Genomic DNA, 26,551 nt, shown 5'->3' with positions numbered 1-26,551 from the left:
CGAAACCAGCGTCGGCAACTGGCTGGCCTGGCACTGGCTGGCCTTTGTCGTCCTCTTTTTGCGAAAAATCAACCCAAAACCGACTTTCTAAACAGCTTCAATACTTAAGGTTGATGTTTGAAGCTGCTGTTTAAATATTTCACCCTTTGGCTAAACACTTATTAAGTGTTTCCTCTCATACGTTGTGCAGTTCTATCGACTTTGTCCACGCGACAGCACCAGAAGGCGTAGCTCACGGGCGAAAACCTAGCGCGCTGAGATGGCACCGAGTTCCAAGTAGTAGTCTTTGTAGCCAACGGGCCGCACTTGGGCGGTTTCCTTGGCTTTGTAGGCGCCACTGAACACGACCCGCTGGCCCTCGCTGCGCAGGCTTTCGGGTAACTCGTTTTCGCACACATATCCCGAATCGGCGGAGTCCATGCTAGTGGCAGAACTGATGAAGTACTCCCCCGTCCGGTTGTCCACCCACACGATACCTTCTGTGTCCACAACTTGTTTGACCACGGGAGCTTGCCGCACTTCCTTGGCGTTGGGCCAGCAACTCGCGGGCCCGTCTTCTTTGGCACAACCGGCCAACAGGAGCACCAAGGCGGGGAGCAAACGAAGCAAAGGGGAATGGTTCATAGTAGGGAGGTGGAAAAACGACAAGTAAGCGCTTGACCGATGAGGGAACGGGTCGGTTGCACGAGCGTTTCCACCCTCAAATAAACACTGCTATTTTTGAACAGCATGCCTTTACCTTGCCACCGTTTTGATAAACCACTAACACCGCGCAGTACTAAGCAGTACTAAGCAGCGGTGGCACTCGTTGTCCTCGCACCCTGTCACGTACTGCTATGAAACGTCTCTTTGTTCTGCTGGTGCTAGTCCTAGCGGCCTCACCGGATGCCCCCGCTCAGTCGCGCAAGCACTTGGAAGCGGAAGCATTTCGCCGCCACTTTCACCGGCTGGATTCCCTAGTCTTGGCCTCGTCCACCGATACGGTGCTGAACTGCCCCCAGGAAATAGAATTCATGCAAAAGCACACTGGCTTGATTTCTACGGCCACAGGCGGTTGGGCGGGCTTGTTTCACTGCTATAAAAGCGACGTTCGCGCTTGGCACGAATGGTATGCACACAAGTACGAGGGAAAGGAACGATAACCCTCCTTAAACTGAACAAAGCGCGTTTAGCTTCGGACCTTTTTCTTAAACTTGCGCAAGGGCCCCAGTTGGACGACTACGTAGCGCAGAAGGACACGCCACAGGCCGTGACGTTAATACAGGGCCACTGGTTTTTTGAATTGCTGCACCGTGAGCTTTCGGACGGGCGCACCCGTCTGGGTCGCCTCATGACAGGCGTTGAAGAAGACCACCCGCCCCTTGAGCAACTTCACCGCGTGCGTGCTGACTTGCCCGCCGAGAACGAAACGAAGGTGTAGGCCCTGGCGCAGGTCCAGGCGGGGGTAGCGAGTCAGCTGCCCCCCAGCCCGCACCCAGAGCCCCTCCCGGTTCTGGTACACCCCGAGGCCCGTCACGCCGTTGTTGAAATCGGACGTCGCCGTTGCGTTCGTCACCAGCGCGAGTCCGTTTACGGCCAGGCTCACCGTGTCCCCGCGAAAGCAGCTGGCCACAACCAGGCTAAAATCCACGGGCCGAGCACGAAACGGAACGGGCGCGGCCACCCCTTCGGCCGGAAGCAACCAGAGCACGAGCCACAAGGGTGTCATCATGGGGGGCCAACGTACGTTTCCACCTGAAAAGAACAGGCAGCAAGCAGTGGGGCAAAGTAATGCTTCTTTCCCTGAACAACTAGACGAAGGGCTATTGCAACACCAATATAGGGGCGGTTGGGCTCCTTTCGCCCATGGTTAAGTTTAAGAAACTCGTCTACGGTTCAAAGTTTAGGAAATGGCGCAAGGCAATGAGTTTCGTAAACTCCGTTGCCGCATGTTTATGATTGATAAAGTTGCCTGGATGCACCTGCACGACGGCCGCCTGTTGAGCACCCGCAACCGCGCCAAGAACTGGTACTACATCCCCGGCAGCAAGCCCTAAACTGGCGCGAGTTTAGCGCAGCGTAACTCGTGCTGCACATTCGGGCGAGGCTGCGCCTCGCAACAGAACGGCTTGCGGTCGCATACGCTAATGGCACGGCCGGTTATTGCCGCTGCGCGGCAGTGGAGGCGCAGCCTCCACCTCATAGCTGGGCACGAGTTTAGCGCAGCGTAACTCGCGCCAGGTTAAGCGCTTTTTATCAGCGTGCAGATTGGTATTCATCAATTACAAAAGCCTGCCTGCGCCAAAGCCGCGCAACAATCCCTCCCAGTCTGCCGGGCTCTTTTTAACGCGTGGCCTCTACCACACTGATGGCGTAGCCACCGCCGGGGGCGCAGTACTGCGAGAGCTTGCTCTTGCTGGTCACGTTGACTTTGCGGATGGCGTAGGCCTGGGGGTTTTTCTCGTAGTGCGCGTCCGGGGCATCGGCGTAGATGGTGGCTACGTACTTCTTGCCCCGGTCCAGGAAGCGGAGGTTGATGGTGGAGGTGCGACCGTTCTCGTCGCAGGTGCTGCCGATAAACCAGCTGCTTTTGCCTTTGGCCTTACGGGCGATGGTGATGTAGTCGCCGGGCTCAGCTTCCAGCACCTGGGTGTCGTCCCAGTCGATGGCCACGTCCTTGATGAACTGGAACGCGTCGAGGTGCTTGTTGTAGTTCTCGGGCAGGTCGGCGGCCATTTGCAGCGGCGAGTACATGGTGACGTAGAGGGCCAGCTGGCGGGCCAGGGTGCTGTGCACAAACGACTTGTTTTCGGGATTAACGGCGCTGATTTGGGTTTGGAAAATGCCGGGCGTGTAGTCCATCGGGCCGCCCATGAGGCGGGTGAAGGGCAGGATGGTGGTGTGGTCGGGGTTGCTGCCGCCGAAGGCTTCGTACTCGGTGCCGCGGGCGGCCTCGTTGCCAATCAGGTTGGGGTAGGTGCGGGCCAGACCGGTGGGGCGCACGGCTTCGTGGGCATTCACCATGATTTTGTAGTCGGCCGCTTTGGTGATGGCGTAGAGGTAGTGGTTGTTGAGCCACTGGCCGTAGTGGTGCTCGCCGCGCGGCAGAATGGGGCCCACGTAGCCGCTTTTCACGGCGTTGTAGCCGTTGTCTACCATGAACTTATAAGCTGCGTCCATGTGCCGCTCGTAGTTGCGCGCCGAGCCGCTGGTTTCGTGGTGCATCATCATTTTCACGTTTTTGCTGGCGGCGTAGCGGTGCAGCTCCTGCACGTCGAAGTCGGGGTAGGGCGTCACGAAGTCGAACACGTAGTCCTTGCTCTGGCCAAACCAGTCTTCCCAGCCGGTGTTCCAGCCTTCCACCAGCACGGCGTCGAAGCCGTGCAGCGCGGCGAAATCGATGTACTCCTTCACGTGGGCCGTGTTGGCGGCGTGCTTGCCGTTGGGCTTCAGGGTGCGGTAGTCCACCGAATCCAGCTTGATGTTGGTGGCGTCGGTGTAGGCCCAGGAGCTGCGGCCGGTTATCATTTCCCACCACACGCCCACGTATTTCACGGGCTTTATCCAGCTGGTGTCCTTGTACTTGGTGGGCTCGTTGAGGTTGAGGATGAGGTGCGATTCGAGGATGGCCCCGGCCCGGTCGCTCACCACCACGGTGCGCCAGGGCGAGTTGGCGGGCGTCTGGAGGTAGCCTTTGTCGCCTATGGCATCGGGCGTGAGGTGGCTTTCGAGCACGAAGGTCTGGTCATTCAGCTCCAGGTTCAGGCAGGAGTAGTCAACCAGCGCCGCCTCGTGGATGTTGATGTAGAGCCCGTCCTTGCTCTTGAGCATGAGCGGGGTTTGCACGCCGGTGGGGGAGAAGGTGGTTTGCGAGGCGTTGCCGGTAACGGCGTCCTTCATCTTGCCACGCACCTCGGAGAGGTTCGACGTCACCGTGCTGTACTCCTGGGTGTCGTAGTCGCCGGGCAGCCAGAATGCCTTGTGGTCGCCAGCCAGGGCAAACTGCGTGCGTTCCTCCTTCACCACAAAATGCCCGAGCTTGTCCTGCTTCGGAAACTCGTAGCGGAAGCCCAGCCCGTCGTCGAAAACCCGGAACCGCACCCGCAGGGTGCGGCTGGTGGCGGCCTGGGTGAGCGTCACGGCCAGCTCGTTGTAGTGGTTGCGAATGGTTTTCACCTCGCCCCACACCGGCGTCCAGGTCTCGTCGAAGGTGCGCTGCTGGGAAGCGGCCACCGCAAAGCCGCTGGTGAGGGCGGGGGCGTTTTTCAGGTCGAAGCCCAGCTTGCTGGTTTTGATGACGTCGCGGCCCTTGTAGGTGAGGTGGTAGGTGGGCACGCCGTCGGCCTGCAGCGCAAACTGCAGCCGCAGCTGGCCGTTGGGCGACTTTATTTCCTCGGCCCCGGCGGCGTGCCAGAGCAGACAGAGGCAAAAAAGCGCAAGGGCCTGACGGGCTTGCTTAAGCGAAAAGAGCGAGGCTGAAAAAGCAGAAAAGGGCATGGTTGGCACGTAGTAAGGTGAGCAGTGAGGAGCGTATGGGTACGGTTGCGAAAGCGCCGCGCCCGTCCGGTAAGGGCAAGTAAGGCTCAGGAGGAGCTTTACTTGCTACAAAGCTCCAATTTATACTCCGGATTCTGCTTTCGCCGGGGCAATGCGTGGAGCACGCGCCGGCCGGTGGGATAAATCCGGGGGAGGTGGTCGGCCTGCTCACGGGATTTTCACCAAATAGCACCGCGCTTCAGGACCGCCCGCTTGATGCGGTTTAGCGGAACACCTCTACGGTGCCCCGGTAGCGGGTAGCGCCCTGCCAAAGCAGGTAGTAATACACGCCCGCCGGGGCTTCGGCTCCCCAATCGTGCCCGTAGGCAGCGGCGGTATATACCTCCCGTCCCCAGCGGTTGTAGAGGGCCAATGCCCACGGCCCCTGCGTAAGGCCTTTGATGACGAATCGGTCGTTGCGTCCGTCACCATCCGGAGTTATCGCATTGGGAATAAACAGGCACGAGGCGTAGTCTACGCGGCGCGAAACGGTGCGCGAATTGCAGTGGGTGAAGAGTTGCAACGAATACAGCCCCGCCACCTGCACCCGTAACGTGGAGCCTGTGGAGCCATCGGACCAGCGAATCGATACCCCGGCTCCTCCAAGCGGGGCCCGCAGCACGAGGGGCACTTCGAGGCACAGCGTCGTGTCGGGCCCCAGAGTGAAGGCGGGCAGGGCCGGCGCGGGCAGTACAGCCAGCGAGTCGCGACTGGTGCAGCCGCCCTCGTAGGTGAGCAGCACGGCGTAGGTGCCGGGCGCAGCTACGGTAATCACGGGCGTGGTAGCGCCCGTATTCCAGCGGTAGGTTAGCGCATCGGGGTTCAGGGCAGTGAGCTGCAGCGACGACTCGGGGCACAGCACGGTGTCGCCGGTCACGGAGGCAACTGTAGCCTTGTTCAGCTCCACGCGGTGAGAGGCAGTAAGGAGGCAGCCGTCGGCAAAGGTGGCGGTGACGGCGTAAGTGCCCGCTTGCCCCACCTGAAGCGTTGGTGTGGTAGCGCCCGTGTTCCAGTGGTAGCCCACAACGGCGCCCCCGGTAACCACGGCAGACAGCACGGTGCTTTGGCCGGGGCACAGCTGCACGCGTCCCTTGATGGCCAGCGCATTGACCAATACCGTAACGGATGCCGTGGCCATGCACCCGCCGCCGTACGAGGCGCTGACGGTGTAGGTGCCGGGCTGCGTAACGGCAATGCCAGGCGTGGTCGCACCCGTGCTCCACCGCCACGACCGGGCGCCGGGCGCCACCGCCAGCAGTGCGGTTGAGCCACCCGCGCACAGCCCTGTACCGCCCGCAATGCTAACCACCGGCGTCAGGCCCTGCACGCGGTAGTTCGCCATCAGCACAACCCCGCCGGCAAAGGTGGCCTGCAGGGTGTAGGTGCCGGGCTGCGTCACGACAATGGCCGCGGTGGTGGCCCCCGTGTTCCAGCGGTAACTCACCGCCGCGCCCGAGGTCACGGCCCTGAGCGTCACCTGCCCCCCGTTGCACACCACCGAATCGCCGGTTATGGCCAGCGAAGGTGGTAAAGCCCGGCCCAGGGTGAGAAAGCTCGCCGGCAAAGTGGGGCTACTTGTGCTAAGGACTGTGGGACCGAACGTGGCGCTGCCGCCGCTGTAAAAGCCGGTGGTGTATGCGTGGCCCGCCGCGTCGCAGCCCACCCCGTAGCCGGCGTCGGCCTGGGGGCCGCCAGCCCGCGCCGTGCCTAGCCAAGCTCCATTGCCAGCATCCAGCTTGCTGAGGTATACATCCGAACTCCCCACACTGGTGAAGGAGGTGGGGCCGAAGGCGGCCGTGGCACCGAAGCGGCCCGTGGCCAGCAGGTGGCCTTGCCCGTCGAGCGCGAGACCCTCACCTTCATCCTCCACGGCCGGGCCGCCGGCCGACACAGCCCACTGAAAAGCGCCGGCAGGACCCAGCCGGGCGATAAACACGTCGCCCCCGCCCGTGGCCTGCAGGCCAAGGCTCCCAAAAGTGGCGTCAGTGCTCGTGAAGCGGCCCGTGATGTAGGCGTGGCCGCTGCCATCGGCCACAATGGCGGTGCCGGCCGGGGCCTGGTCGTTGCCGCTGCCGCCGGCGCGGGTAGCCCACAGGTAAGCCCCGCTAGCGGGGTCGAGCTTGGCCACAAATACGTCCTGCTGCCCGGCACTGACCAGCGCCGTGCCGCCCAGCAGGGCGCCGCCCGAAAAATCACCAAAAATATAGGGGGAGCCGCTGCCGTCCACGGCCACGGCGTTGGCATACACTGTGGCCGAACCTCCAGCCGGCATCACCCACTGCGGGGCGCCCGTAGCCGAATACTTAGCCACGAACGAACTCACCACCGCCGTGTTCGTCAGCGTTGTGGTTCCCACCCGTATGGTGTTGCTGAAGTATGCCCCCACCGCAAAGGCAGTGCCGCTGGCATCCACGGCGATGCCTTGGCCGTAGTCGTCGCCCTGCCCACCGGCGGACTGGGCCCACTGCCACGCGCCGGCGGGCGTTAGCTTGGCCACCACCACGTCGAGGCCGCCCGCGCCCGGCAGCGTGGTGCTGCCAAAGGCCGCCGTTGCGCTGTAGCTGCCCACCACGTAGGCCCCGCCACTGCCGTCGATGCCGATGCCGCTGCCGTAGTCGTTGCCCGGTCCGCCCGCCCGGGCCACCCAGAGCAATGCCCCCGCAGGGTCGTATTTGGCCACGAACAGGTCGTTGCCGCCGGCGCTACTCACAGGGTTTCCACCAAACAGCACCGTGCCGCTAAACCACCCGGTGAGGTAGCTGTTGCCGGCCGCATCGGTCGCTATTTCCAGGGTAGTGCTGCCCCCGGAGTTGGCCGTAGCGCCGGGAGCTACGGTTAGGACATCGGCGAAACTGGGGGCTTGGCCCGCGGCCGGTGTCCCGAATAATGCCCCCGCCAGGAATAAAAGGCTGCTCGCGACCCGGAATAACTTGCGGAGTGAATACGGCTGTTTCATACCAATGATAGTTGGCCGGTGGGGTGCTGCCTTCCGGGGCCGCCGTTCAAATCGAGCTGGGATGAAACAGCTGGCACCCGTTGGTGCGCACCTGGGCCAGGCCCTCATCCAGCGAGTCGCATAGGGCGCTGCCACTTTTCTTTTGGCAGAACGGGCAGGCGTGGAGGTCGCCGTCGGTGTCCACATACAGGAACCGGTCGGCGGCCCCGCTGCAGCCCAGGCGGCGCTGGTGGTAGCCGTAGTAGGTAACCAGGGGCCAGTCGTGGTAGGTGGGATTAAAGTTGAGGGTTTCGTAGAAAGCATCCAGCACGGCTACTTGCGTTTGGCTCAGCGCAACGTCCTGCGCAGCGTAGTGGCCAACGGCCCGGGGCTCCAGCAGTTGGATAAAGGCCACCCCCAGCTGCCGGGCCAGCTGGGCATACTGCAGCAGGTTGGCCGCCGTGGTGAACTCCCGCGTGACGCACACCGCCAGGTTCACCACCAGTCCAACTTCCTGCGCATAGGTAGCAGCCTGAATGGCGTTTTCAAACGCTTTGGCCGACCCGCGGAAGCGGTTGTGCTCCTCGGGCAAATGATGGTCGAGGCTGATGGAAACGCCCGTCAGGCCGGCCTGCTTCAGCTTGTGAGCATTGTCGCGGGTGAAATTGAAGCCGGAGGTAATCACCCAGAAATCGGTGCCGGGCCGGGCGGCGGGAATAACCTCAAGCAGGTCGTCCACGCGCAGCATGGGCTCGCCGCCGCTGAAAAAAATCTGCGTCACGTTTTGCTGCTGGAACCGGGCCACTAGGACGTGCAGGTCGGCGCGGGTCAGCACCTCCTTTTGGTTGAGAGCTTCCCATTCGAAGCAGTGCTCGCAGGCCAGGGGGCACTTTTTGGTGATGGCCAGGAACACCATGTTCAGCGTGTTTTTATCGGGTCGGAAGGTCACAATGCGGTTGAGGGCCGTGGCGATGTAGGACGTGTAGGCGGCCGACGGCCAGCCCGGGCTGTGGTAGCCGCGGTAGTAGCGGCCAGCCACGCAGGCCACCTTGCGCGGCACAAACTCGCCGAAGTACTGCCGCCGCTGCACCTTGAGCTGGGCCAGCGCCTGCCGCACCCGCGCGGGGCGGCGCAGCAACCGCAGTAGCCAGCCCGCTTCCACCAGCGCGAAGAGGGCAGACAGCAGCTTTTTCTTCAGTGCGGAAGCCAGAACGGTGGGTTGCAACGTGGGGATGGCCACCGGAGCGGCTGCTACCGGCGCGGGCCGGAGCGCCGCTCCCAGTACGGGCAGGGGCAGAAGCGTAGTCGTTTCCATACAGTTAGTGGTTCAGGGCGGTGAGATTCAGCTGGCGGGCGGTGCGGCGGTATTGCTCCTTGGAGAATTCCATGAAGCGGCCCGGCTTGCGGAAGGCGTACAGCTCCAGCAGGTTGGGCGCGCCTTCGAAATGGCGGATGTGTTCGTAGTAGCCCTTGGTGCGCAGAAACACGCTGCGCTGGGGCTGGGCGGCGGGGGCAGCCAGCTGCGAGCGGTAGCGCAGCGTGACTTCCATGCCCGGTCGGGGCTGTTTCAGGTACTGGGCATCGTCGGCGGCAAGCTGGTCGCGCTGGTCCTGGCCCTGCTCGTCCAGCGCGCTGTGGGGCTGGCATTTTTCCAGCGTGGTGGCCTGGTCGGGGCTGCTGTCGAGGGCGGCGTAGTCCAGCTCCCAAAACATGAAGCCGCCCTCCAGCTTCACGCGCACCTGCGAAGAGGTGACGTTGGCAAGGTCGAGGGGCACCACCAGGTCGCGGGCCGCCAGGGGGCCCACCAAGGGGAGGTGCTCCACCAGCTGCCAGCCGCCCGTCGTCTCGATGTACACCTGCAGCGGCATGCCCTGCTCGCGCATCCACTGGTTGATGGTGGCGCCGGGGAGCTGCTTTTCCTTGCGGGCCCACTCGGTGTAATAAGCACCGAACTTCTTGGCAAACTCGCCATAGAGGTAATCGAGCCACAGGGAATTTTGGGCCCGCAGCACCAGTTTGGCCGTCCGGGCCTGCGCGGGCTTGGCAAACGTGAGCGTGATGCTGCTGGCGCCGGTACCCGCTACGTCTTCATTAAACAGGAAGGTGTGGTGGTCGGGGGCTGCCAGCTGTTGGGTATAGGAAGTTCCCGCCCCGGAAACCACGCTTTCGGCAGGCACTGGCTGCGCAATGGTGTGCACGCCGCCGCGCTGGTCCAGAAGTACCCGGGTGTTGGCCGGGTGCGCCACCACCCAGAGTTCCGCCACATTGGTGTGCTGGCGCTCCTGGAGCTCGTTGGTGAGTTTGAGCTGGTAGGCGTGCTGCTGTGGCACTATTCCGGGCAGCGGCAGGTAGTCGTCGCGTTCCAACGGGGCAAAAATGGCGCCCGCATACGCCTCGCCCACAAACCGGTACTGGCTGCCATCGTAGGCGTACACAAACGGGCAGGAGCTTTTGAGTGCCAGCGCCACAATGCCCACGATGACGAATACCCCGGCCGAAACGCCCAGCCCCCCCAGCAGGTACGAAGCCGTGGTGCGGCCGGTGTCTTTTTCCACCAGGTCGATGCGCTGAATGGCCGAAACCGGGATGCGCACGAGTTGGGCATCGCTCAGCTCGTATTCGGAAATGTAGACGTGCACTAGGTTCAGCACCACCTTACGGTCCAGCGACCGGTAGCGCCCGGAGGAGCCATCCAGCGGCGCCCGGCTGTAAGCAGCCAGCTGCTGGTAAGGTTCGGCCATCGTGCCCTCCAGCACCTCGCCGTCGAGGCGGGGGTTGACCAGCTGCCACGTCACTGTGCCCTGGTGAACCAGAAACACCTTGGAATCGGCCAGCGTGGTGAGCGCGGGGGAGTTCACTGGCTGGCTCCGGGTAGCGTAGTAGTTGCAGCTGAGGTGCAGAGGCAGCAGGGCCGCCAGCAGCAGCCAGGTACAGCAGCGTGCCACCGCCGGCTGGCGCAGCAGGCGAAGGAGGCTCCCCCGTAGGCGAGCAGAACGTAGCGGTGCGTTCATGAGCGATGGTGCGTTAGAATTGATAGCCTACATTGAAGTTACCCGACACCTTGAGCCGGCTGCCGGCCAGGTCCCCGGTGGCAAAGTTTTTGCGGGTTTTGTCCAGTATCTTGGTTTGCCACCCCACGCCACCGTCGGCGGTGAACACGAACCGCTTACCTAGCTGATACCAGACGCCGTTGTTGAGCAGCACCGCAACATGCTGCCCGATGCTCTCTTGGTAGTTGCCGTACACCTTCCCCAGGTTCAACCCGAAGAAGTCAAGCTCGCCCAAATACTCCTCCGCGTACTGGTACCGGAAGCGCCCGTACTGCAAGGCCGGGCCGATGAAGTAGCGAAACCGCTCCCTGGGCCCCGGATAAAAGTTGATTTCCAGCCCGGTGCTGAACGTCTTGTGGCGCTGGTAATGGTTGCCGAGCCCGCCACGCGGCGAACTATGTTCAACCCCCAGCGTGAGGGGCACCTTCACGCCCACCTGGCTGTCGGCCCCCAGCAGCCGCTCGTAAGTGAGGGTAATGTTGGCAAATAGCAAATCCCCCGGCCGGATTGAAAGGATATTTGGGGCGCGGTTCACCGGTTTTTCTGCGGGTGGAGGTGGCAGCACCGACACCGACGTGGCAGCGGGCTGCGGGAATTCCTGACGCTTCCCGCTCCGGTACTGGATGTGCTGCACATGAGCGGTACTGATGACCGAAGTAGGACCATCCTGCGCAGCCCATTTTTTATAGAAAATTTGCGAGCCTCTCACTTCCAGCACCAGCGCTTCGATGCGGGTCGTGCCGCGGCGCTGAATGAGGTCCTGCGCCCGGCCGGGCAGGCAAGCGCCCAGGCAGGCCAGCAGCAGGGCGCCCAAAAACCGCCGCATTCCGCCACTGGCCGCGCGGGGGCGGCAATCCAGCTGCCTAAATAGGGGTAAGGCATTGTTCATGATTTCCGGGTGGTAAGTACGTTTAAGATAAGTACTTAAAAGTATTGAGGGCCTGCCCCGTTCCCTAATGCCATCCTGGCCGCGGGAGGCCCATCGTGGCACCAATCAATTATCTGCGCCGCGCGAACTATTTGCAGTGGCGTTTTTGAAGACAGCCCATTTGTAATCCGCTTTTTGTGGCATTATTTGCTAATAATGGCTGGCGCTCCTGCAGCTTTTACCAAAGAATTCCGGCCATGACTCCCGCCACCACCCAAAGCCAGTTTTTCCAGCAGTTGAAAGGCCTCATGCCGCCCCACAAAGCCCTGGTAGACGAGGTGGCCGACCTGCTGGGCATCAGCAACGACAGCGCCTACCGCCGCATCCGGGGCGAGAAGCCAATCGACCTGGGGGAGCTTCAGCAGCTGGCGGCGCACTTCAAGGTGTCGCTGGACAGCCTACTCAACTTGTCGAGCGATGCGCTGCTGTTCACGGGCCGGCCCCAGGTCCACCCCGCCATCACCCTCGAAAGCTGGCTGACGAACATGCTGGGCCAGTTGCAGCTCATGAACAGCTTTGGGCAGCGGCACCTCTACTACTTATTGAAGGACATTCCGCCGTTCTACCACTTCCAGATTCCCGAGCTGGCCGAATTCAAGATGTTCTTCTGGATGAAATCCATCCTGCACTACGACAGCCTCAAGGGCGTCCGCTTCCGGTTCGGCGAGCCGTACTACCAGGACTGCCACCCCATTTGCCAGCGCATCGTGGCCCTCTACAACCAGATGCCCACCACCGAAATCTGGAACGTGGAAAGCCTGAACAGCACCCTGCGCCAGATAGATTTTTACCGCGAAGCCGGCAGCTTTGCCACGCCCTCCGACGCGCGGCTGCTCTACGAAAAAGTGGAGGAGCTCATTGGGGCCATTGAATACCAGGCTGAAGTGGGCGTGAAGTGCGTCCTGCGGCAGCCCGGCAGCCCGGCCTTGCCCTACCGCCTCTTCGTGAATGAGCTCATTCTCGGCGATAATACCCTGTTGGTCGAGCTGGACAACAACCGCCTCACGTATCTCAACCACAGCGTACTGCACTTTCTGGGCACGCGCGACGAAAGGTTCAACGATTTTATGTTCGCCAATCTGGACAATCTGATGAAAAAGTCCACCCTTATCAGCGGAGTGGGCGAAAAAGAGCGCAACCAGTTTTTCAACGCCCTTCGCCGGAATATTCACCAGCGGACCCAGGCCCTGTAAAGTGCCCACGTACGCCAGGTTGTCCGTATTCGGATACGCGTTTCGTAAACTTCACTACAGTATTCAATGATTGACAAAATTGCCTGGTTGCACCTGCACAACGGCCAGCTCCTGAGCACCCGCAGCCGCGGCAAAGACCGGTACTACATTCCCGGCGGCAAGCGCGAAGCCGGCGAAACCGACCAGCAGACCCTGCTGCGCGAAATCAGCGAGGAGTTGACCGTGGACCTCGACCCGGCCAGCCTGGCGTACGTGGGCACGTTTGAAGCGCCGGCCCACGGCCACTCCAGCGGCGTGCTGGTGCGCATGACTTGCTACCGCGCCCGCTACACCGGCACGCTGCAGGCCGCCGCCGAAATCGAGGAAGTAGTGTGGCTCACCTACCGGCACCGGCCCGAAGTATCGGCCGTGGACCAACTGATTTTTGACTGGCTTCGGGGGCAGGGGCTGCTGGCAGAGTAGGCCGCCGGCCGGGTGGCGCCACACAACCAAATCAGGGGACAGAAGTAAACCAACCGGTGTTGACTTCACGCCGGGCCATCGGGTTGGCCCCGCTAACTCCCTCTTATGAAACCAGGTAAATCAAATGCGCTGCTTGCGGCTGTTGGGCTGCTGGCCGCGTGCAGCGGCCCCAGCAAACAGGAAAAGCAGGAAGCTGCCGCCACCACGCCGGCCCAAACCGTGACCACGCTCGCCGTGGATTCCCTGCGGCTGCCCGCGCCCTACAGCAGCAAGTCGGTGTCGAACCGGGTGAACGTGGTGGGCTGGCCCGCCGGCAAAACGCCCACCGCCCCGGCAGGCTTCGCGGTGGCCGAGTACGCTGGCCAGTTGCAAAGTCCGCGCTGGATGTACGTGGCCCCCAACGGCGACGTGCTGGTGGCCGAGTCGAGCACCGTGCCCAAGTCCACGCCCATGAAAGTGGTGGCCAAGCTGAACCTGGACAAATCCCGCTCCCTCCGCTCGGAAAGCGCCAACCGCATCACCCTGTTTCGGGACACCAACCAGGACGGCCGGCCCGACGTGCGCACCACCTTCCTGGCGGGCCTCAACCAGCCCTTTGGCATGCTCGTGCTGGGCAACTACTTCTACGTGGCCAACACCGATGGCGTGCTGCGCTTCCCCTATGCGGCTGGGGCCACCAAAATCACGGGCGAGGGCCAGCAAATCCTCAGCCTGCCCGCCAGCGGCTACAACAACCACTGGACCCGCAACCTGCTGGCCGGCCCCGACGGCTCCAAAATCTACGTGAGCGTGGGCTCGGGCAGCAACGTGCAGGAAAACGGCCCCGAAAACGAAGTGCGCCGCGCTAACATCCTTCAAATAAACCCCGACGGCAGCGGTGAAAAAATATACGCCGCCGGCCTGCGCAACCCCGTGGGCATGGGCTGGGCCCCCGGCACCACCACCCTCTGGACGGCCGTGAACGAGCGCGACGAGCTGGGCGACAACCTCGTGCCCGACTACCTGACCAGCGTGCGCGAAGGCGGCTTCTACGGCTGGCCCTACGCCTATTTCGGCCAGAACGCAGACCCGCGCCGCAAAGGCGAGCGACCCGATTTGGTGCAGAAAACGCTGGTGCCCGAAGTGCCGCTGGGCGCGCACACGGCCTCGTTGGGGCTGGCTTTCTATGACAAAACGGCTTTTCCCGCCAAGTACCGCAACGGGGCCTTCATCGGCCAGCACGGCTCCTGGAACCGCTCGGCTTTTTCGGGCTATAAAGTCGTGTTCGTGCCCTTCGCCAACGGCAAGCCCAGCGGCCCGCCCGAGGATTTCCTCACCGGCTTCCTGGCCGGCGGCGACTCCAAAGACGCCTACGGGCGCCCCGTGGGCGTAACCACCCTGCCCGACGGCTCCCTACTGGTGGCCGACGATGCTGCCGATAAAATCTGGCGCGTGAGCACGGCCCGATAGGGCCCCGCGCCGCCTCAGTACGCTGGTCTGTACAGGCGGTGGCGGATGCCACCGCTCACCGTATCAATGTAGAAAGTGGCCTGGGTACCGGTTTCGGTGGTGAAGTCAATGCGGACTTCGGCCGGGCGTTGCGGCGCCCGGAACACGGGCTGCTGGCTCAGGGCCAGCACGCGCGCCGAAACCGGATTCTGGGCTGGGAAAACCCCCAGCCTGCCGTTTGTCTCATCAAAAAGGTAATGGCTGCGGGTCTGGCCTACGTACTTGGATAGCATCTGGTAACCGAGGCCGCCGTCCACGCTTTCCAGTTTGAAAGCCGCCAGCTTACGTCCGTTCAGGTCCATCAATTCAGCATTGGGGCCTTGCAGAGGCAGCCGGGTGCCGGTGTTGTCGTACCCCGGCATGTAGGCCACCAGCACGGTCTGGTTGTTCACCAGCAGGGTGCCGGCCACCTCGCGTTTGGCCTTGTTGTCGATTTTGGTGACGTGCCCGTTGGCTTGCAGGATTTCGGTGCTGGTGAGCAGGGTGCGGCCGTCATTGGACAGCACCGCCGGCGAATTGCACCCCCCGGTCCAGCGGGCGAGGCCCTGGTAGAGAACCCGCCCCGTGGTGGCGTGGAGCAGCACCAGCAGCTCGCCGCCGGCGTCGCTGTCCGGCGGGTACAGGCTTATCTCAAAGGCCAGGGCATTAAAGGCCGGCAGGTAGCCGGAAAATACGGGGGCATTGGCTTCGGCTATCACGGCCAGCTCCTGACCCATAGCCGCGGCGAAGCTGGATTTTCTCAGCTCCCGCACAAACAGCGGCTGGCCGTTGGGCCGTAGCAGGCGAAAGCGGTAGAGCACTTCAAACCCCGTGGCGGTACCGGTCTGGGCCGAGTCCCCCACTGACATTGACCCGCCCGGCTGGGCCGTGGGGGACTCCGTGTAGCGCAGGGTGCGGGCACTATCCGTCAGAATCGTGGTTTCGAGGCGGTACAACGTCCCGTTGATGCGAACCTGGCTGGGCGCCTGCACGGTGTCGCCGAAGCCGGGCAGCGTGGTGTAAGGAGCGGCCGTGTCGGCCAGGGCAAGGCCGCGTGGCCGCGCCGGGACCGCCGCCACGGGCATACCAGGCGGCGGTGGCGGCGGCAGCGGGCTGGATTCCGGCTGGGAAGTTGTTTTGGGGTCGCAGCCGGCTAGCCAAAGCAGCGCGAACAGAAAGAAGCAGTGGCGCATGAGATGCAAAGGAAGGCCTTAACGCGGCCAAAGTAACAGGACCCGCCAGCAAGTCCGGGCTTTTGCCCCAGCGCAACGCCGCCGTGCCTGTGGCGTCTGTTGTCTTGGCACCACCAGTGAAAAGCGGCGCTGCTGTACCTTCCCACTCCTAACCGCGGCGAAAAATCGGCTTGAAAAACCGAGTTGGTGCCTGGCAAGCTGTTCACCGTCCTTTCAACCTCCCACTAACCCCACTCTATGAGAAACTCCTTTGTCCCGCTGGCCGCCGTGTTGCTAAGCGCGCCGACTTTTGCCCAAACGCCCATCAAGATGCTGCCGTACCCGCAGACCAAAAAGGTGGACACCGTGACCACCTACTTTGGCACCAAGGTGGCCGACCCGTACCGCTGGCTCGAAAACGACCAGGCGGCCGACACCAAGAGCTGGGTGCAGGAGGAAAACAAGGTGACGCAGGGCTACCTGGCCCAGATTCCTTACCGCGAAGCCATCCGCAAGCGCCTCGAAACGCTGTGGAATTACGAGAAATACGGCGCGCCTTACAAGGAAGGCAAGTACACGTATTTCAGTAAGAACACCGGCCTGCAAAGCCAGTCGGTAGTGTACCGGCAGCTGGGCAGCACGGGTGCCCCGGAGGTGTTCCTCGACCCCAACACGTTCTCGAAAGCCGGCACCACCTCGCTGGCCGGCCTCAGCTTCAGCAAAGACGGCAGCCTAGCCGCCTACCAGATTTCGGAGGGCGGCTCCGACTGGCGCAAGGTGATTGTGATGAAGGCGGCCACCAAAGCCATTTTGGGCGATACACTCAAGGACGTGAAATTTGGCAACGTAGCCTGGAAGGGCAACGACGGCTTCTACTACAGCTCCTACGACAAGCCCACGGCCGGCAGCCAGCTGGCCGGCAAAACCCAGATTCACAAGCTCTACTACCACAAGCTGGGCACCAAGCAAAGCACCGACAAGCTGGTGTTCGGCGGCGAGCAGACGCCCCGCCGCTACATCGGCGCCAACCTCACCGAAGACGAGCGGTTTCTGGTCATCAACGCGGCCAATACCACCAACGGCAACGAGCTCTATATCCAGGATTTGAGCAAGCCCGGCAGCGCCATTGTGCAGGTAGTAGACAATGAGAAGAGCAACGTGGGCGTGCTCGCCAACGTGGGCAGCAAGCTCTACCTCGAAACCGATTTCAACGCCCCCAACAACCGCGTGGTGACCGTGGACGCCGCCAACCCCAAGCCCGCCAACTGGAAAGACCTGATTCCGGAAACTAAAAACGTGCTGAACGCCAGCACCGGCGGCGGCAAAATCTTCGCCAACTACCTCAAGGACGCCACCTCGCTGGTGGAGCAGTACGACATGAGCGGCAAGAAGGAGCGCAGCATCGCGCTGCCCTCGGTGGGCACGGCCGGCGGCTTCGGCACCAAGCGCGAGGAAAAGGAAACCTACTACACCTTCACGTCCTACATCTACCCGCCCACCATTTTCAAGTACGACATCGCCACCGGCAAGTCCACGGTGTTCAAAAAGGCGGGCGTGCAGTTCGACCCCAGCAAGTTTGAGTCGAAGCAGGTGTTTTACAACTCCAAGGACGGCACCCGCGTGCCCATGATTATCACCTACAAAAAGGGCACCGTGCTCAACGGCAAAAACCCCACGCTGCTCTACGCCTACGGTGGTTTCAACGTGAGCATGACGCCCGGTTTCAGTACCTCCAACATTGTGCTGCTCGAAAACGGCGGCGTCTACGCCGTGGCCAACCTGCGCGGCGGCGGCGAGTACGGCGAGAAGTGGCACGCCGCCGGCACCAAGCTGCAAAAGCAGAACGTGTTCGACGACTTCATCGCCGCCGGCGAGTACCTGATTAAGAACAACTACACGTCGAAAGACTACCTCGCCATCTCGGGCGGCTCCAACGGCGGCCTGCTGGTGGGCGCCGTGATGGCCCAGCGCCCCGACCTGTTCAAGGTGGCCTTCCCGGCCGTGGGTGTGATGGACATGCTGCGCTACAACCAGTTCACGGCCGGTGCCGGCTGGGCCTACGATTACGGCACGGCCCAGGACTCCAAGGAGATGTTCGAATATCTCTACAAGTACTCGCCCGTGCACGCCCTGAAGCCCGCCAGCTACCCCGCCACCATGGTTACCACCGCCGACCACGACGACCGGGTGGTGCCCGCGCACTCGTTCAAATTCGCCTCCAAACTGCAGGAATCGCAGAAAGGCCCGGCACCCGTGCTCATCCGCATCGAGACCAACGCCGGCCACGGCGCCGGCCGCTCCACCGCCCAGGTCATCAGCGAGCAGACTGATAAATGGTCCTTCATGTTCCAGAACATGAACGTGACGCCGTACCAGAATAACTAAAAGCCGGTCTGAAAAGCCGGTCATGCTCATCTGGCGTCCGCGCAGCCGAAGCATCTCTACCGCAGCAGTAAACTGATTACTTACGCGGTAGAGATGCTTTGGCTGCGCTCAGCATGACCGCTTTTTTGCTACGGTTACTTCTGCATAATTAATCACTACTTCTCTGCCGCGCGCCCGGCCCGCAAATCGGCCCGTAGCTGCCGCACTTCTTCGTGGAGCGCGGCCACGGCGGCCGCGCCGGCTACTTCCGCTTCGGGGTCTTCGGCGTCGCGGCCCATGAAGAAGGAGGCCAGCGTGGCCGTGAAATAGCCAAACACGGCGAAGCCATAGAGCGCCAGAATGAAGCACAACGCCCGGCCTTCGCTGGTTTCAGGCCAATAGGCGCTGCCCATGCTGGTGAGCAGCATGGCCGTCCACCACAGGGCTTCGGGGTAGGTGCGCAGGCCGTTGGGCACGTCTTTCTCGAAGGCGTACATGCCGGCGGCCCCCAGCAGCAGCACCACGCCGGTGAGGCCCAGCACGTAGCTCAACCCGCGTCGCCCAAAGCTTCGGGCCAGGGCCTTCATGCCGCGGTTCAGGGAGCCCACCACTTTCACCAGCCGCAGCCCCCGCACCGCCCGCGCCGCCCGGAACACCCGCGCCAGCCGAAACAGGCGCAGGGCCGGTACCACCAGCGAAATCAAGGTGATGACGTTGGATTTCAGAAACGACAGTTTCCGCGGCGCCAGGATGAACTTGGCCACAAAGTCAAGGATGAAAATCACCCAAATGGTAGTGCCCAGCGTTTCCAGGGCCGGCGAGAGGCCCCAAATCAGCTCAACGCCCAGCAGCAGCAACCACCCAAAGCCCAGCACCAGCATGGGCGTCTCAAGCCACTCGGTGAGCCGCTGCAGCAGCTCGTACCGCTCGTGTTGAAGTTCTTCTTTTTCGGAGTTCGGCGTAGGCATAGCGTAGGGCTGCAGGGCAAGGGCCAGCGTGCCCGTGCCCTGCTTCATACGCCCTGCGGGGAGCCGGGTTTGCGGCGGTTTCCAGAGTGGTGTAAGCCGCACAGCAAGTGGTGTCTCACCTTTGCCCGGCAGGAGTGAGGCGCCCCGGCTCACTATCCAGCGCCAGAATCTGGGCACGGTAGGCCGGCGGTAAAATCGAGTTTTTCATCCAGCGGCCCAGCGCCAGCTGCTGCGTGGCGCGGTACACCGGCACCACGGGCCGCACCCACGACGGGCCGCCCAGGTGCAGCAAGCCGCGCACGGTAGCAGGCACCACCAGGCGCTGGCCGTGGCGCAGCAGCCAATAGCGAAACGGCCCCAGGTGCTTGCGGTACTGCTGGTAGAGGTCGGCGGTGAAGCGGCTGTACGCCAGGTCGGCGGCGAGGTGCTGCTGGCGGTCGGGCAGCCACGCGGCGTAGCTGGTGGGGATTTCCGTTATGCCCATGCGCCGCCCCACGCGGGCAAATACGTCGAATACTTCCTCTTTTTCGGCGGCCGTGAGGGGCCGCTCCAGCACCTCAAACGCCCGGATGGAATAGTCGATGAGCAGGTAGAGCACGTCGCGGTAGGCCCAGGCCGGAATGGCCATGCCGCGTTTGGCTTCCACGGCCCCGTGAATGGCGGCAATGGCATCGATGGCCCGCTCGGCATCGGCTTGCCGGGAGTACACAATTCGGCGGGCGTACTCCACCGTGGAAAACAGGCGGGCCAGCGGGTCGGCGGGCAGCCGGCCGGTGAAGTAGAGCCAATCCACGGCTTTGTTGAGGGCAAACTCGGCCGCCGCGCCCGCAAAAATGAATAGCACCGTATCGGCCTTGCCCCAGATGGCGCGCACAATGGAGCCTTGCGCCACAAAATATTCCATGCCGCAAGAACCGTTGCTACGGTCAAAAAATTGCAATCCATCACGCCGTCCCAAAGGACGCATCAGACGGCCGGTGGCCCACTGGTGGCGCCCCGCGCAGCCAGCAAGAGCGGAGCAGAATGCCCGCCCGCGCAACCGCAACCGCCGCAAACCGGCTACCTTACACCCCATGAATACTTCCCTTCCGGCCCTGGTCATCACCGGCGTTTCGAGCGGCCTGGGCCTGGCCACGGCCCGCGCTTTTCTGGCCCGGGGCTACCGGGTGTTCGGCAGCGTGCGCACGCCCGCCGATGCCACCCGCCTCCAGACCGAATTGGGCGACAATTTTGGGCCGCTGGTTTTTGATGTGACCGATGGCCCCGCCATTGCGCAGGCCGCGGCCGAGGTAACGCGCCAGCTGGACGGCGAGCCCCTGCGCGGGCTCATCAACAACGCCGGCATTGCCCTGGGCGGGCCGCTGCTGTACCAGCCCATCGACGCCGTACGCCAGCACTTTGAGGTAAACGTGGTGGGCCTGGTGCAGGTAACGCAGGCGTTTCTGCCATTGCTCGGCGCCCGGCCCGACTTCCGGGGGCAGCCCGGCCGCGTCATCAACATCGGCTCGGTGAGCGGGCAGGTGGCCTCGCCGTTTATGGGGGCCTACGTGGGTACCAAGTTTGCGCTGGAGGGTCTGTCGGCCACGTGGCGGCGGGAGCTGCAGCTGTTCCGGGTGCCCGTGGTGCTCATCGGACTAGGCGTCACCAAAACCCCCATCTGGGACAAGGGCATGGACCTGGAGCCGTACCGCGACACGCCCTATCACGGGCCCGCGCAGCGCTTCGCCACCTTCGTGAACCGCACCCGCGAAAAGGGCCTCACGCCGGAGTACGTGGCCGGGCGCCTGGTGCGTATCCTGGAAACACCCCGGCCCCGGCTGCGCTACAGCATCGCGCCCGACCTGGTGCGGAGCTGGCTGATACCCAAGCTGATTCCGGACCGCCTTTTCGACTGGATGCTGGGGAAGGGCATCGGGCTGCTGCCGCCAAAAAAGTAAACCGGCAGACCGGGCGACTCCTGGCCGGCAGCACCAAAAACCTGGCCATTGAGGCAATGCGTGCTACTTTTAGCGCTCTACCACCAGCTTGTTATATGAAGTACTGCCTGTTGCTCTGCCTGGCCTTTTTCTGCGTTGCGCCAGGCGTGCGTGCCCAAAGCGTCCGTTTCGAAAAGGACTCCCTCGCGCAAATTTTTGCCAAGGCGCGGCAACAGAACAAGCCGGTTTTTGTGCTGCTGGCCCTGCCACCCGCCCCCGCCAACCTGCCGGACGCCCTCAAAAAATCGCGCAACACCTCGGGCCTGAATGCCCCGGCCGTAGCCAGCGCCCTCAACAAGGGGTTTTTGAGCAAAGAGCTGGCGTTTGGCTCCCGCGAGAGCGCCGCCGTAGTTCGCCAGTACACGGTGTCGCAGTGGCCCACTTACCTGTACTTCGCCCCCGACGGCAGCTTGCTCTTCCGCCGCTCCGGCAACACCGATGCCGGGCAACGCTACTTGCAAGACCTGGCGGCTTTCCAGCAGGCGCAGGCCGACCCCGCCAACCTCAGTCGCCTGCAGGAGGAGTTTAAAAAAGGAAATAGGTCGACGGAATTTCTCAGGCGGTACATCGCCAAACGGCGGCAGCTGGGCCAGCTCGTGGAAACCACTTTGCTGGAAGCCTACGTGCAGGAGTTGCCCGTAAAGACCTTAAACCAAGGCGCTGAGGTGCTTTTTATCCTGGAAAACGGCCCCGTGATGGGCAGCAAAGCCCAGCAGCTGACCCGCCTGAACATGAAGGTGTACGACAGCCTGTACCGAACCCTGCCGCTGGCGAAGCGCGTGGCCATCAACCGGGCCATCATCAGCAACACCATGGCCCAGGCCATTGCCACGAAAGACCGCGCCCTGGCCACCAAGGCGGCCGATTTTGCGCGGGCCAGCTGGAACACAAACTACCAGCGCGGCATGGTGGCCTACGAAGGCAACATGCTGCAATTCTACCGCAGCACGAAAGATACCGCCGCTTACCTGCGTTCGGCAGTGAGTTTTTACGAACGTACTTATTACAACATGCCCGCCGATTCGGTGAAGAAGGCGTTGGCCGCCATGCAAGCTTCTCGGCAGGAGCAGGCGGCCAACCGCCAACGCCTGGTCCAGGCCGCTGGCAAGCCGCCACGCGCGCCCTCCGACAGCAGCGGCCGCGTCACGACCATGGCCCGGGCCGTTGGGACGGGCGGGGCGTCGGCTTCCTTTTTGCAGGAACTGAACAACGGCGCCTGGAGCATCTACCAAACCGGCACCCGCAACAGCCAGTACCTCGTGCGCGCCATGCAGTGGAGCAAGCGCACCGTCGACCTGGACCCCACTTCCTACCACTACGACACGCTGGCCCACCTGCTCTACCGCTTGCGGTTCTTCAGCGAAGCCGAGGCCATGCAGCAGCAAGCCGTGGCCGTGGCTCGCCGGGAAAAGGCCGCCACCGGAATGTACGAGCAGGAACTGCAGAAGATACAGAAGCGCACGCTCTAAAACCCGTGCCCCGCCGCCCGCCGCGCCAACCAAACTCGCGGCCACGCGTTTCCCAAGTCCACGCTTAACGCTTCAATTTTGGCCGAACTCACAACTGATAATCAGAGCGAAAACAGCACCAGGCCCGCCACCATTGTGCTGGCCGGCGCTACCGGCGACCTGGGCTTTCGTATTGCGCAGGCCCTGCTTCGGCGGGGTGCCGTGGTGCGGGCGCTGGTGCGGCCCGGCAGCATCAAGCCGGAAGTAGCGCAGCTGCGCGGGCTAGGCGCCGAAGTGGTGGATGTTGATTTCAACAGCGTCATCGCCCTCACCCAGGCCTGCTCGGGCGCGGCCTGCGTGGTGTCAGCCCTTTCGGGGCTGCGTGACGTAATTGTAGACGGCCAGAAGCGCCTGCTTGATGCGGCCGTGGTGGCCGGCGTGCCTCGCTTCATCCCATCGGATTATTCCATCGACTACACCAAGCTGCCCAACGGCTCGAACCGCAACCTGGACCTGCGCCGGGAATTTAACCAACGGCTCGACCACGCCCCCATTCAGGCCACGTCCGTCCTCAACGGCATGTTTACGGACCTGCTCACCGGGCAGGCACCGGTGGTGCTCTTCGGCCTGAAACGCGTGATGTACTACGGCAGCGCCGACCAGCCCATGGATTTCACCACCACGGCTAACACGGCCGAATTCACGGCGGCGGCGGCGCTGGACCCCACCGCCCCGCGCTACCTGCGCGTGGCCGGGGAGGTGGCCAGCGTGCGCGGCCTGCAGCAGGCCGCCAGCCAAGCTACTGGCGAACCGTTCAAGCTATTGCGGGTAGGGCCGGTGAGCGTGCTGGGTGGCCTGATAAAGGTGACCAGGGCCCTGATGCCGACTACCGACGAGGTGTTTCCCCCCTGGCAGGGCATGCAGTACCTGCACAACATGTTTATGGGCCTCCCCAAACTCGTGCCCCTTGACAATGCCCGCTACCCCGACATCCGGTGGACGTCGGTGCGCGAGGTGCTGGCCACCAAAAAATAACGCTGGGAAATCACCCGTGCCGCGCCGCCTGCTCCGCACCGGCCGGAGCAGGCGGCACGGTGCTTATTCGGTGGTCGCCCTTGCCTAATACCTGGCTCGGCAGCAGGCTCCCGGACAGCTGCGGATATTGCAGCGCCGTGGCCGCTGCCCGCGCCCCGCACAATGCCCGTCCGTCATGCCATGAACTCCCCCGTTGCCCTGCGCGAATCAGCCGTGCTCGTTCCCGTGTTCCGCAATGCCGCCGGCGAGGCCACGCTCGTGCTGGTGCGCCGCGGCGACTTCGGCGTGCACGGCGGGCAGCTGGCATTCCCCGGCGGCAAGCGCGACCCCACTGATGCCTCGCTGCTGGCCACTGCCCTGCGCGAAACCGAAGAGGAAGTCGGCTTGCCCGCGGCCGCCATTGAGGTGCTGGCTGCGCTGCCGCCCATTCAGACGCGCACTTCCGGCTTCCACATTGCCCCGTTTCTGGCCCGCGTAGCGCCGCCGCCCACGTGGCGCTTTGCCCAGCCCGAAATTGCCGAAGTGCTGGAAGTGCCCCTGCCGCACCTCGCCGACCCCGCCAACGCCGGGCAGGAGCTGTGGGCTTTCCCCGGCCAGCCCGTGCCTGAATTGATTTCCTTCTGGCGGATAGGGCCGCACTACCTGTGGGGCGCCACCCACCGCATGCTGCAGCCCCTGTTGCCGCGCCTGCTGGCAGGGGAGTGGGAGATATGATGCGGGGGCGTACCCCGCCCCGCCCCGCCCCGCGCCGCCCCGCCAATGCCTTGTTCCCGGGTGGCTTGCCGCTGTGCGTCAGGGGAGGTATAACCTCCCCGTCGTTATTGGTCACGAGCTACAAGCTCGCGCCAGTGGGGGGGCGGAGCCAGCGTGAAGGGGCGGGCGTTTGGCAGGCCGACAACCTCTGCTCCCGCAACGCAGTACCTCTATGTAAAGCCCACCCCAGGCTCTTGCGCCTGCCTATCCTCGCGCTTATGAGCAACGTGCATATCTTTTTCGCCGATACAGAAACCACCCTCTGGCAGGAAGTAGCTGCCAATATTGCTCAGGAAGGCGACTTGTTTGACTATACCGCCGAGCTGATTCAGAACGGCTACCACATGCAGCTCGATATTGAGATTGACTTGGGCGGCGGCTTTGAGGGCGGCTTCCAGAGCACCACCATGACGGCCCTGGTGCCCAATCATACCCCGCTGCGCTTTGCCCTGCACGAGCAGGACTGGCTGCACGAACTGGGCAAGCTGCTGGGCATGACCGATGTGAAGCTGGGCGACCCGGAGCTGGACGCCGCCTTCATCATTACCACCAACGATGTGACCGCCCTGCGCGAACTGCTACTGCCCGATGCGGCCCTGCGCCAGACCCTACTACGCCATCAGCAATGCCGCCTCACGCTGGCTCCCGCCTCCCACGAAGCCGGTGCCGACGTGTACCTCACCTTCTCCAGGGAAACGGCCCTCACCGACCCCGCCGAGCTGCGGGAGGTGTATCATGCGCTCTTTACCCTGCTGCGGAAAATAGCCCCGCTGCCGCACGTTACCACGTAGCCGCTTGTTTGAAGTAGTAGGGAAATCACCAGTCCCCGCCCTCCCCGGCGTGCCCGTCCCATGCAACCCTAGGCGCTACGCCCGCCCTGTCCTGCCACCCACCGCTGCCCCGCGCCATGCGGGTCCCGCTGAACGAAACCACTGCTTCGGAGTAGCCTCCTCCCATGCCCCACCCCCGCCCGCTGCGCCCGCCGCTGAAAAAAACGGGAGCTTCTGAGTAGCTTGCTAAAGTTTCAAATAAGGGAAAGTCAATCACTTGATTACTTTCTCCTACTCTGATAGCAAGCCTTAAATCATTCTACCTAAAATAGTACCTCGTGGCAACTAAGATTGACAACCCAATACAGACTGAGTTGACTGCTTTTATAGCTCATATTGATGGATTACATGATTCATTTAGGTTGTCGTACAGGAGCATACTAAAAACGAGGACAGACTTTCTAGCAAGCCTCGTCGATTTTGAAGAAAAGTATTGCACTGTATTTAATCGAGAGGAAGATGGTGTAAAAATGATAACTGTAAATGCAGAATACTATCATCGGCACAATGGAATGCGCAAGATTAAGATGCGCCTTGATACAGCAAGAACTACTGTCCCCTCTAGTTTTGTAGTTGCGCTTGTTAGCCAATATGATGCATTTCTGGGAAGGCTCATTCAAGTACTGTTTACACTCAAGCCCGATGCCGTAAATGTTTCTGATAAAACATTAAGTTTTTCTGAATTATTAGACTTTGGTAGTATTGAAGCAGCAAAAACTTTTATTCTAGAAAAGGAGGTCGAATCGTTATTAAGAAATAGTCACGCAGAGCAATTCATTTGGTTGGAGAAGAAGTTTGATATTTTGCTTAAAAAAGACCTCAAAGTATGGCCGGAATTTATTGAACTAACTGAAAGACGCAATTTGCTTGTCCATACTGGTGGCATAGTTTCCAGTCAATATATAAAAAATTGCAAAGAACACGGCGTCAGCTTAAATGAAGATATTAAGCCAGGTAAACAACTCTTTATCAACGCTGAATATGTAACTAAAGCCTATGAATGTATTTTTGAAATAGGTGTTAAATTAGCACATGTGCTGTGGCGAAAAGTTAATCCTACAACACGTTCTGATGCCGATAACAATTTAAATAATATTGCCTATGAACTTATAGGTGAAGGAAAGTATAAGCTTGCAGCTTGTCTTCTTGATTTGGCGACTTCGCCCGTTTTCAAAAAGGATAGTGCTGAAAGTATTAAGCGCATGCTTACTATCAACAAAGCTCAAGCATACAAGTGGATGGGCGACTCTAATAAGGCGAATGCAACATTGACTGCAGAGGATTGGTCAGCAACAAGGGATGATTTCAAACTAGCTGTAGCTGTTCTAACTGATGACTTTGCAGAGGCTGTAAGAATGGCGGTGGTCTGATATAAGGTGAAATGCGTATTGGGGGTTATGGTTTATACGCAACACTATTGCGCCGCCTGCGGCAGTGAACAGATTCGGCGCAATG

The 26,551-nt window shown here is 61.9% G+C and carries 20 protein-coding genes; 10 read left to right on the top strand and 10 right to left on the bottom strand.

The features are described 5' to 3' along the window. Positions 1-246: 246 nt before the first annotated feature. The 7 genes from BEN47_RS13080 to BEN47_RS13045 all read right to left on the bottom strand — a co-directional run bounded on the left by BEN47_RS13080 (position 247) and on the right by BEN47_RS13045 (position 11,389). Entirely contained in the window at positions 247-624 is a 378-nt protein-coding gene (locus tag BEN47_RS13080) for a hypothetical protein (RefSeq protein ID WP_125921664.1), read from the bottom strand. Between the two features lie 631 nt (positions 625-1,255). Beyond that, a complete protein-coding gene (locus BEN47_RS13070; protein ID WP_070728843.1) occupies positions 1,256-1,711 on the bottom strand; it encodes a hypothetical protein in 456 nt (151 codons plus the stop codon). Between the two features lie 611 nt (positions 1,712-2,322). Beyond that, positions 2,323-4,476 carry a glycoside hydrolase family 97 protein gene (locus BEN47_RS13065; RefSeq protein WP_083322407.1) on the bottom strand — a complete coding sequence of 718 codons (2,154 nt, stop codon included), beginning with the start codon at positions 4,474-4,476 and terminating at the stop codon, positions 2,323-2,325. A 262-nt stretch (positions 4,477-4,738) separates the two neighbouring features. Then, complete coding sequence (locus BEN47_RS13060; protein ID WP_070728842.1) at positions 4,739-7,471, bottom strand: T9SS type B sorting domain-containing protein; 2,733 nt, start codon at positions 7,469-7,471, stop codon at positions 4,739-4,741. 46 nt (positions 7,472-7,517) lie between these two features. Continuing rightward, a complete protein-coding gene (locus tag BEN47_RS13055) occupies positions 7,518-8,765 on the bottom strand; it encodes a radical SAM protein (protein ID WP_070728841.1) in 1,248 nt (415 codons plus the stop codon). A 4-nt stretch (positions 8,766-8,769) separates the two neighbouring features. Then, a complete protein-coding gene (locus BEN47_RS13050) occupies positions 8,770-10,461 on the bottom strand; it encodes a hypothetical protein (RefSeq protein ID WP_125921663.1) in 1,692 nt (563 codons plus the stop codon). Positions 10,462-10,474: 13 nt separating this feature from the next. Further along, positions 10,475-11,389 (bottom strand): hypothetical protein, encoded by a 915-nt coding sequence (locus BEN47_RS13045; protein WP_125921662.1) that lies wholly within the window; start codon positions 11,387-11,389, stop codon positions 10,475-10,477. A 236-nt stretch (positions 11,390-11,625) separates the two neighbouring features. On the opposite strand from BEN47_RS13045, the gene BEN47_RS13040 reads away from it, so the two are divergent. From BEN47_RS13040 to BEN47_RS13030, 3 genes are all read left to right on the top strand, one after another. After that, a complete protein-coding gene (locus tag BEN47_RS13040) occupies positions 11,626-12,621 on the top strand; it encodes a helix-turn-helix domain-containing protein (RefSeq protein WP_070728838.1) in 996 nt (331 codons plus the stop codon). 66 nt (positions 12,622-12,687) lie between these two features. Then, a complete protein-coding gene (locus tag BEN47_RS13035) occupies positions 12,688-13,083 on the top strand; it encodes an NUDIX hydrolase (RefSeq protein WP_070728837.1) in 396 nt (131 codons plus the stop codon). Between the two features lie 105 nt (positions 13,084-13,188). Then, a complete protein-coding gene (locus BEN47_RS13030; RefSeq protein WP_070728836.1) occupies positions 13,189-14,532 on the top strand; it encodes a PQQ-dependent sugar dehydrogenase in 1,344 nt (447 codons plus the stop codon). Positions 14,533-14,546: 14 nt separating this feature from the next. Here BEN47_RS13030 and BEN47_RS13025 read toward each other — a convergent pair whose 3' ends face one another. After that, positions 14,547-15,743: a hypothetical protein gene (locus tag BEN47_RS13025; protein WP_070728835.1), complete on the bottom strand. Its 1,197-nt coding sequence runs from the start codon at positions 15,741-15,743 to the stop codon at positions 14,547-14,549. 237 nt (positions 15,744-15,980) lie between these two features. Between BEN47_RS13025 and BEN47_RS13020 the strand changes: the two genes are divergently transcribed. Next, positions 15,981-18,107, top strand: coding sequence for a prolyl oligopeptidase family serine peptidase (locus BEN47_RS13020; RefSeq protein ID WP_070728834.1), 2,127 nt, complete (start codon positions 15,981-15,983; stop codon positions 18,105-18,107). A gap of 155 nt (positions 18,108-18,262) precedes the next feature. Here BEN47_RS13020 and BEN47_RS13015 read toward each other — a convergent pair whose 3' ends face one another. Together BEN47_RS13015 and BEN47_RS13010 are read right to left on the bottom strand one after the other, a co-directional pair. Beyond that, a complete protein-coding gene (locus tag BEN47_RS13015; protein ID WP_239691600.1) occupies positions 18,263-19,102 on the bottom strand; it encodes an ion transporter in 840 nt (279 codons plus the stop codon). Between the two features lie 67 nt (positions 19,103-19,169). Then, on the bottom strand, positions 19,170-19,958 hold the full coding sequence (locus tag BEN47_RS13010) for an oxygenase MpaB family protein (RefSeq protein ID WP_070728833.1): 789 nt from the start codon (positions 19,956-19,958) through the stop codon (positions 19,170-19,172). Between the two features lie 169 nt (positions 19,959-20,127). Here BEN47_RS13010 and BEN47_RS13005 point away from each other — a divergent pair, with 169 nt between their 5' ends. The 6 genes from BEN47_RS13005 to BEN47_RS21015 all read left to right on the top strand — a co-directional run bounded on the left by BEN47_RS13005 (position 20,128) and on the right by BEN47_RS21015 (position 26,466). Next, the gene (locus BEN47_RS13005) at positions 20,128-20,991 is read left to right on the top strand and encodes an SDR family NAD(P)-dependent oxidoreductase (RefSeq protein ID WP_070728832.1); all 864 of its coding nucleotides are present in this window, start codon (positions 20,128-20,130) and stop codon (positions 20,989-20,991) included. A gap of 95 nt (positions 20,992-21,086) precedes the next feature. Next, complete coding sequence (locus BEN47_RS13000) at positions 21,087-22,499, top strand: hypothetical protein (protein WP_070728831.1); 1,413 nt, start codon at positions 21,087-21,089, stop codon at positions 22,497-22,499. A 78-nt stretch (positions 22,500-22,577) separates the two neighbouring features. Continuing rightward, positions 22,578-23,513 carry an NmrA family NAD(P)-binding protein gene (locus BEN47_RS12995; RefSeq protein WP_239691599.1) on the top strand — a complete coding sequence of 312 codons (936 nt, stop codon included), beginning with the start codon at positions 22,578-22,580 and terminating at the stop codon, positions 23,511-23,513. Positions 23,514-23,693: 180 nt separating this feature from the next. Next, positions 23,694-24,227: an NUDIX hydrolase gene (locus BEN47_RS12990; RefSeq protein WP_158011006.1), complete on the top strand. Its 534-nt coding sequence runs from the start codon at positions 23,694-23,696 to the stop codon at positions 24,225-24,227. 257 nt (positions 24,228-24,484) lie between these two features. Continuing rightward, complete coding sequence (locus tag BEN47_RS12985) at positions 24,485-25,057, top strand: hypothetical protein (RefSeq protein ID WP_070728829.1); 573 nt, start codon at positions 24,485-24,487, stop codon at positions 25,055-25,057. Between the two features lie 317 nt (positions 25,058-25,374). Next, a complete protein-coding gene (locus BEN47_RS21015) occupies positions 25,375-26,466 on the top strand; it encodes a hypothetical protein (protein WP_125921661.1) in 1,092 nt (363 codons plus the stop codon). Positions 26,467-26,551 lie beyond the last annotated feature (85 nt).

The sequence above is a fragment of the Hymenobacter lapidarius genome, from assembly GCF_001816145.1.
Classification (GTDB): Bacteria; Bacteroidota; Bacteroidia; order Cytophagales; family Hymenobacteraceae; genus Hymenobacter; species Hymenobacter lapidarius.
This window is presented reverse-complemented; position numbering and strand designations above follow the sequence as displayed.